Consider the following 13,475-nt stretch of genomic DNA (forward strand, 5'->3'; position numbering starts at 1 on the left):
TAGGAATTAGCATGTGTGGAATAGCAGGGTTTAGTCGAGTTAATTTCTCTGGTGATACAGAGCTATTAGTGCAAATGGGCAATACAATCGCACACCGCGGGCCTGATGCGCATGGCGAATATGTCAATGACAATGTTGGTTTGTGCCATAGACGTTTATCTATTATCGACTTGTCTGAAGCGGGTAAACAACCAATGCATTCTGCAGATGGGCAAGTATCTATCGTCTTTAACGGTGAAATTTATAACTATCAATCGGTACGTGCTGAACTGATCGAAAAAGGCCATGAGTTTGCTAATCAAACCGATACTGCGGTTATCATTGCTGCATACAAAGAATATGGTGAAGACTGTTTAGCCCATTTAAATGGGATGTTTGCTTTTGCAATATGGGACCAGGCTCAACAAAAGCTGTTTATTGCGCGTGATAGGCTTGGCAAAAAACCTTTATATTATTATTTTGATGGTACAGACATCTTTTTTGCTTCAGAGCTTAAAGCGCTGAAACAAATCCCACAAATACCAACAGAAATTAGAACTGACGCTGTTTATGACTTTTTTGCTTACCAGTATATTCCAGATCCAAAAACCATATATCAAAATATCTACAAGTTGGAACCTGGTCATTGCATTAGTTTTCAGCAAGGTAAGTTAGATAAACGCCAATATTGGGACGTTAGTTTTGCCAATACAGATAATGCTGACATCAAACAACACGAACAGGAACTGATTAAAACAGTTACTGAATGTACTAAAACACGTATGGTAGCAGATGTACCTTTGGGCGCATTTTTGAGTGGTGGTGTCGACTCAAGTGGCATAGTTGCTTTGATGTCTAGTGTTGCCAAGGAGCAAGACGGCGACAAAGCGAAACCAGTGACTACCTGTTCAATCGGTTTTGATGTTAAAGCATTTAATGAAACCGAATTCGCGCAAGTTGTTGCAGACAAATACCAAACCGACCACCATGAATTTATTGTTCATCAAAACGTTAAAGACAACTTAGCCAAAATTGTGCGCTATTTTGACGAGCCATTTGCTGACCCTTCGCTTGTTCCAACTTATTTTGTATCTGAGCTTGCACGCCAACAAGTAACAGTTGCCGTGGCTGGTGATGGTGGCGACGAAATTTTTGCCGGTTATGAAAAATACGCGGTAGACGCCCAAGAGAATAAAATTCGTGATGCCTTTCCTAGCTGGTTTAACAAAAACATAGCACCAAGTTTAGCGAAAATTATCAGTGTTACTCCACTGCTTAATAGAAGTACTGTGGGAAGAAAAGCTTGTTCATTGTTAAATACTTTAGCCGTAGACCCTGCTATGGGCTTTTATTACTCCAATGCATTTATAACGGATAAAACTTGGTTAAGTCTGGTTAATGAACAAACCTCAGCAGAGCTAGCTGGTTATCACCCGAGTAAAATTACTTTAGACAAATATAGCCAAGCGGATGGCCCAGATCATTTAGCTAAAGTGCTGTACACTGATTTAAAAACCTTTTTACCGGGTGGCATTTTAGTTAAAGCCGACCGCATGAGTATGGCGAATTCGTTAGAAGTGCGCGCGCCATTGCTTGACTATACTGTGGTTGAACAAGCGGCTAACATACCGTCCGAATACAAGTTTAATCAAGGCGATAAAAAACATATTTTAAAGAATATATTTAAACCTTTATTGCCAGATGAAATTTTATATCGAAAAAAAATGGGCTTCAGTGTGCCGCTGGCAGATTGGTTTAGAAATGAAATTAAACAGATAGCAGAAGATAAACTATTGACCAATAATGCAGGTTTAGTTAAGTATTTTAAAGCCGACGCAATTAAAAAATTATGGGATGAACATCAATCAACCAAACATGACCATGGTGCAGTGCTTTGGAGCTTGTTGATGTTCCAAATGTGGTGGGATGAGTATGTCACAGCAGAATAAACCGACAAGAGTAATGCACCTAACCTATGATATGCGCATAGGTGGTACTGAAATGGTGATTAAAAATATAATTGAAGGTAGTGCTAGCGAATCCTTAATTCACAGCATTTATTGCATTGAAGAGCCTTTAGGTCCTTGGGGGCAAGAGCTACAACAGAATGGCGTTCAAATTACTAGTTGTAATCGTCAACCTGGTTTTGATAGCAATTTGATTGGCGAAATCAGAAAGCACCTTAAACAGCATAAAATTGACGTATTGCATTGCCATCAATATACACCATGGGTTTACGGCTGTATTGCCGCTATGTTTACTAAAACCAAAGTGATATTTACTGAACATGGGCGCTTTTACCCAGATTTTGGCACATGGAAGCGTAAGCTTGTTAACCCTATTTTATGTAAATTTACGAATCATATAACAGCAATTTCTAAAGCGACTAAAGAAGCGCTAGTAGAGCATGAAAATATACCAAGAGGCAGAATTGAAGTTATTTACAATGGTATTAAGCCAGTAGAAGTAAACGAAGAAGAAGTTACAGTTTTACGTAAAAAGTTGGCTATTTTACCAGGTACTAAAGTATTAGGGACAATCGCAAGGCTAGATCCCATAAAAAACCATAAAATGATGTTGGATGCGTTTGCAATGGTGTTAAAAGAACATCCCGACACAGTTTTAATTATTGTCGGTGATGGTGAAGAAAGAGATAATATTGAAAAACAAATTGCTAAGTTGGGCATTCAAGATAAAGTAATAATGCCAGGCTATGATCCTAAACCAGCGAAATATCTTGCATTGATGGATATATTTTTACTGTCTTCTTTGTCTGAAGGAACTTCAATGACTTTGTTAGAAGCGATGAGTTTGGGAAAGTCTTGCGTTGTTACGGATGTAGGCGGCAACCCTGAAGTTATCAAGCAGGGTTTTAATGGAGAGGTATCTCCAAGCAATGAGCCTGCGGAATTTCGGAATAGAATTCAATACTTGCTTTCATTTGAAAGATACTTAATATTTTCACGAAACGCATATGTAGACTTCGAAAATAGATTTTTTTCAGCAAAGATGTGTTCTAATTACAAGCAAAAATATGATGATTAGCCTAAATAATTTTGTATTCACCGTGTTCTTATTTCTGGGTATACTATCAACTCAAGCATTCGCGTGTATTATTGAAAACAATGCAATTGAACTTGAAGTTTATGAAAAAATCAAGACTATCTATGGGCGTGATGTTTGTGACACACTTAAAAAAGTTGCAACAGCTAAGAAGCTACCTTTAATTGATATTAAAATGTTTGAATATGAAGGGGGGTTTAGACTTTCTCCGAAAAATCTCATTCAAAGTGATAATTTTAGTAACGTTGACTTTTCTTATGGCGTAATGACCTATGATTCAATACGCAACTCCATATTTATTAGTGGAAATCCTAAATATGGCTCCATTATCGAGTTTGCAGTGCCTGAGATTGTAAAGTCAAAAAATATTCAAGACTTCGTAATTGTAGAAACCTCAAGGCAACCTTATTTTCGGTTTTATAATCCTAACGATGTAGCATCAAAAAAAATAACTGGTATAGACGGATTTTTCAGGATTACAGGCATTGGTAAATTAGGCCGATCGCTAATAGTAAATTATATAAATTGGTATGATGCTAATGCTAATGAAGCTGATACGTCTATTGTGATCACGGATGCTCACAACATGGTTGCAAGTGAAATTAAAGGCCCATATCAAATAGAAGGGGCAGCTAGGGCTTCCGGTTGGATTACGCCAATACCTGAAATTTGGCAGGACTTGCTTGGAGGCAGTCACATATTGGGTAATCAACCTTATGCTTCTATAATTTCGCGGTTATCCGTAGGCCCAAGTGCGTTTGCATTTTATCCAAGACCAGATATGGTTTACAGTGAAGCTAGGCACGTTCCATCTGTGCGTCTATTAGATTTCCCACTAAAGAATTTTTTAAAGTTAGACCAACTTTATGGGGATGATGTTAGCACGCGCGCTATTTTAAATAATGAAATGTTAAATAATGACTTATGGACTGTTTTGAGTGGTGCGGCAATTGGATTTATTGCCCCAAATACAAGGGCTTATGTAACTATTGGGAAGTCAGGGGGGCATAAATCGGGAGTCGGCTACAAAATTAAGCAACTCAATTCAGGCTCTACAAACACTTGTGGTGGGTCTTGCGCAAGGGACTTTAATGACCATGGCTCCTATTATTGGATGTGGGATGCTTATGACTTGTTTAAAGTGAGGTTGGGGCTAATGGAACCTTTTGAAGTTAGGCCTTACGATTATGGATACTTCGAAGTACCAGTTGGTAATGACCTATTAGCGTCAAGTGGAGCTTATGATACTGAAAATAAAAGATTATTTTTATCTTTTCGAAGCGGGGATACGTTGCGGCGATTTGCTAGACCTCCGCTAATACTCACTTACAAGCTGAACATATAGAGTAATATAATGAGCCTGCCACTTATTTCCGTAATTATTCCAGCATACAACGCGGAAGCATATATAGAAGAAACACTGGAAAGTGTACTAGAACAAGATTATAGCAACCTAGAAATAATCGTTGTTAACGACGGTTCGACTGATAATACGTTAAAAATCTTAAATAATTACCAAGATAAAATTACGGTTTTTGATATTACTAACTCTGGCGTCTCATATGCCCGAAACTATGCAGTTAAACATGCAAAAGGTGATTGGTTAGCTTTTATAGATGCTGATGACCTTTGGAATCCAGATAAACTGTCAAAGCAATATGAGCAGTTGAATGGCCATTTGTGGTCTCATTGTAATTCGTATTACATTGGTGAAGAGCAATCGGGTAAGGTGACTCGATTGGATCTTTCTGAACAATCAGGTGGTTCAATTTTTGAAAAGTTAATTCTTGAAAATTTTATCACGACTTCGACAATTCTGATTGATAAACAAACCTTTATTGATGCGGGAGGCTTTGACGAGAAGTTAGCCGCGCTTGAAGATTGGAAGCTCTGGCTCGATATTGCTTTTAAACACCCGATTTCATACGTAGAACAGCCAGTTGCTAAATATCGTGTTTACCAGGGGTCAACTTCCCGCAAAGCAAGAAAAATGTTGCCACTTCATTTAGCGGTAATTGAACATGCATTTACTAAGAATGTATCGAACAACCATTCGTTAAAAAAACTAGCCCAAGAAAAATCTTACACCATTTGTTCTTACTTAGCCGAAGATGCCGGCGATAGTCGTTTTGCATTACATTGTGCATGGCATGCTATGAATATTGGTCGATTTAAATTGCTTTTAGTTAAGCGCTTTGTAAGAACGCTACTTAATTCAGTAAAAAATAAACCTAATATAACCTTTTAAAAATCCAGTTATTAGAAACTTGAAATGAATAAATTAAAAATAAAAATTCTGAAAGAGAAGTTAATTGAATTGATCAAATATGATCATAATCAATGGAAATTTCCGTTTGTTTTAGTTGCTCATTTAGCCGTATTTGCACACTCACTTATGGGAAAACGCCTTAATGCTTTTAATATTGTCTCAAGTGTTTATCGCACTGGTTGGAAGGGCAGTTTTAGTTTTGGTGTTTATTGGGCAAAAAAGGCGTTTAACGACACTGATAATGCTAAGCAATTGGTGCAACTAGCCATTGATGATATTCAGCCTCTATCCAATACTGCGCAATTTATTGAACATCCCGACCGCATGTTAGATGGCATTGTGACTGTACTTAAAAGTCCAAGTAATAATGAAAAAGGGGTGATTTTACTTAACTACAGCTACTACTTTTTACTTTTCAGAAAGTTTTACGATATTGAGAAAATCAGTCAGGATTACATCATTATCCTAGAACCAAGCTGGGCTGGTTTTTGTGAAGTGAGTATTCTCTCATACGCAAACACCTCTGATAGTGTTTATCTAATGTGTTATGAGAAGCGTGATCTCGATTTTATCCAAGCGCTGGATTGTAAAATTAAACCGTTAAAAATCGGTCCGAGTTGGTTTGTTAACCATACGAACTTCCAACCTCATAATGTTGAGCGTGATATTGACATTATCATGGTAGCCGCTTGGGCGAAATTTAAACGTCATGGTGCTTTTTTTAAAGCCATCTCAAAATTAAAGGGCTTAGGGGTGACACCTAAGATCACTCTCGTTGGTTATCCTGTTGATATGACGCAAGATGAGATTGTCGAGCTGGCTGAGTTTTATGGGGTAAAAGACTGGTTAACTATCTATGAATCAATCACTCATCAAGAGGTTTCTGCCTTATTAAACCGCAGTAAAGTTAACGTACTTTGGTCTAAGTTCGAGGGGAATAACCGTGCTATTATCGAGGGGATGTTCTGTAACACTATTGTTGTGATGAGAGAAAATCACAATTATGGTGAGCACTATGACTTTATCAATCCGCAGACAGGTGATTTTGCTGGTGAAGATACACTAGCAGCTAAAGTGAAAGATTTACTAACTCGCCATGAATCTTTCTCTCCACGTGATTATGTCATCAACAACCGTAGTTGTATTGAAGCAGCCGCAATCATGAATAAAGAAATTTCCAATAATGAACGTGCTATTGGTAGAAATTGGTCAAAAGATATGGTTGTAAAAGTGAATGAATTACACCAAATGGACTATTTGGATTTAAGTGATCGAGAGCAGTTTAAGCGCGATTACGAAACATTATTAAGCAATTTAAAATCTTAGGGATAAATGATGGAATTAAATTTAGACTCATTAGAGCAGTTATTAAAGTCTTTTGAAGAGAACGTATATTTTTATCCAAACCCTGGTAATGCAGGTGACTCACTAATTGCATGCGCCACTTTTCAATTTTTTGACAAAATTGGTTTGAATTATGAATTAGTTAAGGATGCATCTTTTGATGCTACTGGTAAAACCGTCATGTATGGCGGTGGTGGTAATTTTGGCGGTGAAGAAAGCCGTGCCGGTCAGTTTGTCAAAAAGTACAAAGATACAGCGAAAAACCTAGTGTTTTTACCTCATACCATTTTTGGTGCAGAGCAATTATTAGCCTCTTTAAAGTCAAATGCCCATATTATTTGTCGTGAAAGAGTGTCTTACGATCATGTTAATAAGACAAGTCCTAACGCACATGTATATCTTCACGATGATATTGTTTTTCAATCTGATCACAGCAAATTTATTGCTAAAGAGCCAAAAGTAAACTTTTTGCCATATTTAGTTAAAGAGTTTACATCACGTCTGTTGGGCCAGTCTGATTATGATTTTGGTTTGAGCCTTAAGGGGTATTTGAGCTACAAAGCGTTCTTAAAGACCATTCCAGAAAGACGAAAGAAGAATGACAAAGTGCTTAAGGCATTTCGTGTTGATGTCGAGAGAACATCAGATGTTGTCCCTGAGGGAAATGTTGATCTGTCTGCGGTGCTGGAGTTGAGTTCATGTCAAAAAGATTTAGCAGCATTATCTTGCTATCACTTTTTAAACGAAATTAACGCGTATGAAGAGGTGCACACTAATCGCTTACACATTGCTATTGGAGCTGCTTGTTTAGGTAAAAATGTAAAATTACATGCTAACAATTACTTTAAAATACGTGCCATTTATGAATATTCAATTCTAGGTAAGTTCGATAACGTAGAATGGGTCGATAATTAGCAATAACTGCTTACAAAAAAATGTTTTATTAGATTAAAGGATAGTTTCAAGTGAAATCATTAATAGGCCGTGTTTATAGAAAACATTTACCAAACTCTTTTCAACACAAAATAGATTTAATCCGGGGTGAATCTCAGGTATTTTGGCCTCATTTTATTGATACAGGGAGCCTTTTTATCCATATACCTAAAGCTGCAGGAACAAGTATTGCTAGGTCTTTGTATGGAAGAAATGTTGGGCATCGAAAAGCGGATTTCTATCAAAAAGTATCACGTTCTCAATTCGAAGAGCTATTCTCATTTGCTTTCACTAGAAACCCTTGGAGCAGAGCAGTATCAGCATATCAATTTGCTAAACAAGGAGGGACTAATTTAGTACAACCTAGAAATGATTCTATTTTTAAATCAAAATATTTTGAGTCTTTCGATAATTTTGTTTTGAACTGGTTGAGCTATATTGATTTTGACGAAGAGGATTTGATTTTCGAACCTCAATATAGATATGTGTGTGATAAAACTGGCGCAATTATTGTAAATTTCATTGGAAAAACAGAAAATATTAGTGAGGATATCACTTATGTTCAAGAAAAGCTTCGAACAGTAATCAATATTGATCATTTAAATCAGTCTAAACACGAGAACTATCTTGAGTTTTATTCAACTAAAACTATTGACGCTATCGCTAAAATTTACGAAAAAGATATTGAGCTCTTTAGTTATGATATCTAAAAACATATCACTATTAAGTAATGTTAATTTAAAGATGTAAAAGCTTTACTTAGATTTATTTTTTTCAGTACACTTTGAAAGTGTATAAGGTAATTAATATTTGACATTAGCCTCCAAGGTTGCCAAAAGTACGTCTTTAGTGCTTGCAGTTCGCTTATTCCAACGAAGTGTTGGTATTATTAGTTTACTCATTTTAGCGAGATTACTAACACCTCAAGACTTTGGTATTGTGGCTATTGCTACAATGCTAGTTTTCCTGTTTGATACTCTGTCAGAAGGAGGGACACAGCAATATATCATTCAAAAAAAATCATTAGATGAGTTAGATGTTATCACCGCATGGACCATATCAATCTTATCTAAACTCGTTTTATTTGTTGCTTTACTTTTCTCTGCACCTGTTCTAGCAGATTTTTTAAATGCTCCTGAAGCAGAAGCCGCGATCAGAGTGATGGCATTGGTTCTGCCGATATCCGCTGTTGGAAGTCCTAAATTATTCTTGCATCGACGGGACCTTGAATATGGCATTATTTCTAAAATTTTATTGATTGATCGAGTTGTTAGCTTTACTGTGACCATTGCCTTGGCATTCTATTTGCAGACGTATTGGGCGATGGTTTATGGCGTTCTGGCCGCGTATACCTGTAAGACTTTGCTGTCGCATTATTACGCGCCTTATCCAATAAAGTTTTCGTTAATCCGTTTAAAAGAACAAATGAGCTTTTCGTTATGGATGTTTCTTCGTTCTATTTTGGGTTACATCAGAGCAGAGTTTGATATCATTTTTGTCAGTAAGCTGTATGGTGCAGATCAGCTTGGTGGATTTAGCTTAATGAGGAATCTATCTTATTTACCGAGCCGAGAAATTATCTCCCCTGTTTCCAATGTTTTTCTAGCGAGCTTTTCTGAAATCAAACGCCGAGGTGATCATCTTGGCGATCACGTAGTTATGGTGTTAACCATTTTGTTATTCGCTATTACACCTGTAATTGGTTATTTGCACGTTTTTAATCAGGACTTAGTGTCGATATTTTTAGGTGAACAATGGTTAGTATTTTCACACCTTTTACCTTTGCTATCGGTCTTTACTATAACGTTTGCAATTTCTACTTTTATCCAGCAGGGACTAATTTCCAATGGTGATGTTAAATTGTTGTCCATCTATGATATGGTCACACTTAGTGCCTTACTGAGCTTATTCACTTTCTTTTTTACAGGCAATATTGAAGAGTTTATTGGTTACAGAATTGCATTTTCATTTCTCACTCTTGGCATTTTAATCGTATTTTCTTTTGTTCGATTTAGACTACCTATTTTTAGTTTGCTATTTATATTTAGTCAGTTAGCTTCGGCTTGCTACTTATCGGTTTATTTATCTGAATTAATACAAGGTGAAGGTATTGCTCACTTAATTATCGGGAGTAGTATTTACTTCGCCAGTTATATATTTATATGTTTGGTTTTACTATTTATTTTCCAAAAACACAGGATTTTAAAAGAAGTGATAGCATTCGCTCGCCGAGTGATTAGAGCTAAGTTTAAAAAGTCAGCCGATAATTAGCTAATAGGTATCTGTAAAAAGCGCTAAAAGCAATTTAGCGTTTTTAATTGAGATGAGCTTAGTGCTAAGAGTTAATTAGATTATTGATTTGGTCCGCAAATAACTGATTGTGGGCAACTTGTTGTTCTATTATTGATTGTTGTTCAATGTGATCTGAAATGGCTCTGCAAGTTACAGAAACTGCTAACTCGATATCATTCATCTGTTGTGGTTCAACACCTGATACCTGGGTATGAGTTTGGACAAAAGACTTAATCTTTTCATCGCAATAAAGTGGCACAAAAGGCACACCTGTCGAATAAGACATGATACATCCATGTAAACGAGAACTGACCACAACCTTAGCTTTAGATAGCTTCAATAGCATACCTTGATGATCGGAAGTCATATTTGAGTGTTCTTGATATTCTAGGCCCATTTTATCCGCTAGTTGTTTCATAGACACCCTTAAGTCATCGAGTTCCACACCTTTTAGGCGAAGGTCTGATGGATGATACATATGGAGTAGGGTGTTGGTTTGACCTGAATTTCCTTTATAAAGCTCATTTACATAGCCCACTGAAGGGCAGATACCCATATGAATATCCCTTGGCGCAACCTTTTGAATTTGTTGTTCGGTATAAGTGTCTCTAACACCAATTAACTGAGCTTGATTGATTATTTGAGCAAGGTAGTCATCATCGAATTCAGGTCGACCAGCCATTTTATTGATACCTATGCCAAACAGGACATATCTTAAACCGGAAGCTAACACTGTATCCCAAAAAGGCTTAAATACTGGCTGTAATAAACCACCACCGCCTATAACGAGTATGCAACTAGGGTTATTTTGTTTAATCTCGGCAATGCTTTTATCAAAGTGTTTTTTCCATACGGGTGAGCAAAATAATTCAGCACCAGGTTGTTTAACTAAACTTTTTATCCCTAAAAACGAAATATAATCACCAACATTTCGTTTATTTGCATAAATGTAAGCAACCTTGGCATTCTCAATTTGCTTGGCATTATTGAGCTTTTGTCTGATGTAAAATGGTAACGAGCCATACAAATCAATATGCTCTGACAGGTATAAGTCATATCGCCACTGGAGAAAAGAAGGTAACTTCATTTTTACACATCTTCCATTAATAATTTGTTATAAACCTTTGCGATCTTATCACCGGTAATCTGCCAGCTAAAATCTTTGGCTCGCCTAACAGCATTATCCTGCAAGTTTTGCCATATTGCAGGGGCCGTGAGGGCTAGTTCAATATTGTTACTAAGCGCTTTATAGTCTTCTGCATCAGCTGATAAAACTGCATTTTGACCTATCTCTTTTAATACACCAGCGTTGGAGCAAATAACAGGAGTGCCTAAGCTCATTGCTTGCAATAGAGGAAAACCGAAACCTTCTTCACGTGATGCAAAAAGTAACAAGGTGCTGTTTGCAAAAAAATCGATTAATTGCTCATGAGTTACCCAGCCGTGAATTTTTACTTCATCTTTTACCCCACAGGCAACTAGGGTTTTCATTAAGATTGAATCATCACCACCGGTGAACCCAGATATAGTTAATGGGTATTGCTCACGTAATGGCGCAGATAACATTGCCCAGGCCCGGATCATATTCTCTGGGTTTTTCTGATAACTATCGCCACCTAGCATTAGTATGCCTTTGCGCTTATCTTGTGGCGTTACTGCTTGCTCATTATTTTCAAAGCCCTCGGGAATACCGTGGTAAACAAAATCAATTTTGTCTTTAATGTGAATAAAACACTCGGTTAAAGAATTGGCCGCGTATTGTGAGATAGTCAGTATATGGTCTGCTTTTTTAGAGCCCCTAGCATAAATAGCGTGCTTATATAACTTCATCCTGATGCTGTAGATGGCATCTCGAAGGCCTTTTTTAAAAATTGCAGGCGAGAACATATTTAAACTTGTCCACTCCATCGCATCATGGAATGTAACTAGTTGTTTGACATCTGTGTTTAAACAAACACGGTTGCCTGGCATATGTATTAAATCAATGGCATGTTGAGTCAACAATTTAGGTAATATGGTTTGTTCCCAACTTATTTCATCTTCAGCATCAGCATTGATTATAGTGGTATTATTTGATTGACATATTTCGTCAAGCCTAATCTGATAGTTTTGTGGGCTATCATTGTGTTCAAACCCTTTATTTATCAGAATAAAAAATTGATGTTCAGATAAGATTTTTGGTAATAACTTACAAAGCATAAAGGTATAAAGAGGCATGCCCCTTTGTTTACGTAAGATAAACCTTGCATCAATAGCTATTCTTTTGGTTTTCATCATTTTTTAATTTTATCAAATTGTCTTTAGCGATTGAGATAGTATAAAGAATGTAAAGCCATGGATAAAAGGCAACATTTATGAACATCCCACCAGCACAATAGAGTAAAGTGAACGTTTTCAAAGCACTTGAAGAATGAGTTTCCCAAGCTTCTTGCTGTGGGTAGTTCTTAGTATTTAAAATTAAAGTGTGGGCTATTATCAAAAGAAATATTAATAGACCACCATAGCCTGTTTCAGCTAAAACCTCTATGTAAATATTATGGTAGGCTTTAGCTCCTCTTTGTGAAATTATAACCTCTCCTTCCGTGCCGTATCGATCGAGTTTTCCAGCATTGTCTAAATACGCATAAAACCCGCCTCCAAGAATTGGCTTATTTGCTACATAGTCAAATGTCCATCGCCAAACTACAATTCGGCCCACGGCAGATTTTTCTGTTGTGGTTCCTTCATCGATTGTTTGCATTCTGTCTAACCAGTCTTGGGTCACAAATTGTGAGCCAACCAAGCCTAGTATTAACAAAAAAGCTATTCCTTTTAGTTTTTGATGTGTGTAGTACAAGTGAAGGAGTAGATAGATTCCCAAAACCACTAGCCCTGTTCTCGCTTGTGTGCCAATTTGGGTCGTCAAGGAGCAAAAAATCACAAAATAACAATAATATTTGAATATTTTCTTGTCCGACAGATAGCTATAATTTGCTAGGTATAATGCGAGCGGGATTACGCAAACAGCTAACGTAGCAAGCATGCTGCCCTCGGAGTACATGAAACCGGATCCCTGAAGCCCAATTAAAGAAACACCATAGCCGCCCCCACCCATAGCGGATTTAACCCCTGCTATTGTTATAAATAGAGTGGAAGCCATGAATAAGATTGATAATACATATTCAAAATCCTTTCTACTTGAAATAGTAAAGGGTATGAAAAACATTAAGAACAAAGTCTTGATTACAACATCGTACTTGATAGCTGACATAGTGGGATGTTGTGCGTTTAGGTGGGATAGGGTCACCCAAACCATGAATGCCAGAAATAAAATATAAAATAGCTTGTTGTCAACTCTCTTGAGTTTTTTAGCGTTTACAATTAGTGTAAAGAAAAAAAAAGCCGTTAAGATTAGAGACAACGGCTTTCCACTGAGGAATGAAAAAGAAGTGTTTTGTGGTTTTACTGTATCGACCCACAATACCGCAGCTAACGCAACGCAAGGCCTGGACCAGCCAAACCAAATCATAAGGCATATTATTATAGTGTAAAACAAGTCTGTAATCATTTATCTTGATCCTCGCCTAAGAGGAAACTGCGAATGACATAAACGATT

At 37.0% G+C, this 13,475-nt stretch carries 11 protein-coding genes; 8 read left to right on the plus strand and 3 right to left on the minus strand.

All coding sequences use genetic code 11. The features are described 5' to 3' along the window. Positions 1-11 precede the first annotated feature (11 nt). The 8 genes from asnB (at position 12) to DS2_RS04800 (ending at position 9,859) form a co-directional block, all read left to right on the plus strand. Positions 12-1,928, plus strand: coding sequence for an asparagine synthase (glutamine-hydrolyzing) (gene asnB / locus DS2_RS04765; RefSeq protein ID WP_035013516.1), 1,917 nt, complete (start codon positions 12-14; stop codon positions 1,926-1,928). Then, positions 1,912-3,024, plus strand: a complete 1,113-nt coding sequence (locus tag DS2_RS04770; RefSeq protein ID WP_035013517.1) for a glycosyltransferase — start codon at positions 1,912-1,914, stop codon at positions 3,022-3,024. The genes asnB and DS2_RS04770 overlap by 17 nt, the downstream gene beginning before the upstream one ends. Further along, positions 3,014-4,387, plus strand: coding sequence for a hypothetical protein (locus DS2_RS04775; RefSeq protein ID WP_152537541.1), 1,374 nt, complete (start codon positions 3,014-3,016; stop codon positions 4,385-4,387). The genes DS2_RS04770 and DS2_RS04775 overlap by 11 nt, the downstream gene beginning before the upstream one ends. A gap of 9 nt (positions 4,388-4,396) precedes the next feature. Further along, entirely contained in the window at positions 4,397-5,290 is an 894-nt protein-coding gene (locus DS2_RS04780) for a glycosyltransferase family 2 protein (RefSeq protein WP_035013519.1), read from the plus strand. Positions 5,291-5,314: 24 nt separating this feature from the next. Beyond that, positions 5,315-6,637 carry a glycosyltransferase gene (locus tag DS2_RS04785; protein ID WP_035013520.1) on the plus strand — a complete coding sequence of 441 codons (1,323 nt, stop codon included), beginning with the start codon at positions 5,315-5,317 and terminating at the stop codon, positions 6,635-6,637. Positions 6,638-6,643: 6 nt separating this feature from the next. Continuing rightward, positions 6,644-7,570 carry a polysaccharide pyruvyl transferase family protein gene (locus DS2_RS04790; protein WP_152537542.1) on the plus strand — a complete coding sequence of 309 codons (927 nt, stop codon included), beginning with the start codon at positions 6,644-6,646 and terminating at the stop codon, positions 7,568-7,570. A 50-nt stretch (positions 7,571-7,620) separates the two neighbouring features. Next, positions 7,621-8,298 carry a sulfotransferase family 2 domain-containing protein gene (locus tag DS2_RS04795; protein ID WP_051479629.1) on the plus strand — a complete coding sequence of 226 codons (678 nt, stop codon included), beginning with the start codon at positions 7,621-7,623 and terminating at the stop codon, positions 8,296-8,298. 100 nt (positions 8,299-8,398) lie between these two features. Continuing rightward, the gene (locus DS2_RS04800; RefSeq protein ID WP_035013522.1) at positions 8,399-9,859 is read left to right on the plus strand and encodes an oligosaccharide flippase family protein; all 1,461 of its coding nucleotides are present in this window, start codon (positions 8,399-8,401) and stop codon (positions 9,857-9,859) included. Between the two features lie 64 nt (positions 9,860-9,923). Here DS2_RS04800 and DS2_RS04805 read toward each other — a convergent pair whose 3' ends face one another. Genes DS2_RS04805 through DS2_RS04815 form a run of 3 tightly spaced genes read right to left on the minus strand, consistent with a single transcriptional unit; the run spans position 9,924 to position 13,427 of the window. After that, on the minus strand, positions 9,924-10,967 hold the full coding sequence (locus tag DS2_RS04805; RefSeq protein ID WP_035013523.1) for a polysaccharide pyruvyl transferase family protein: 1,044 nt from the start codon (positions 10,965-10,967) through the stop codon (positions 9,924-9,926). A 2-nt stretch (positions 10,968-10,969) separates the two neighbouring features. After that, entirely contained in the window at positions 10,970-12,157 is a 1,188-nt protein-coding gene (locus DS2_RS04810) for a glycosyltransferase family 4 protein (protein ID WP_081754191.1), read from the minus strand. Next, the gene (locus DS2_RS04815; RefSeq protein WP_035013525.1) at positions 12,129-13,427 is read right to left on the minus strand and encodes a DUF5935 domain-containing protein; all 1,299 of its coding nucleotides are present in this window, start codon (positions 13,425-13,427) and stop codon (positions 12,129-12,131) included. The genes DS2_RS04810 and DS2_RS04815 overlap by 29 nt, the downstream gene beginning before the upstream one ends. Positions 13,428-13,475 lie beyond the last annotated feature (48 nt).

Origin of the sequence: Catenovulum agarivorans DS-2 (genome assembly GCF_000568405.1) — a bacterium.
In the GTDB taxonomy this organism is placed as follows: domain Bacteria; phylum Pseudomonadota; class Gammaproteobacteria; order Enterobacterales; family Alteromonadaceae; genus Catenovulum; species Catenovulum agarivorans_A.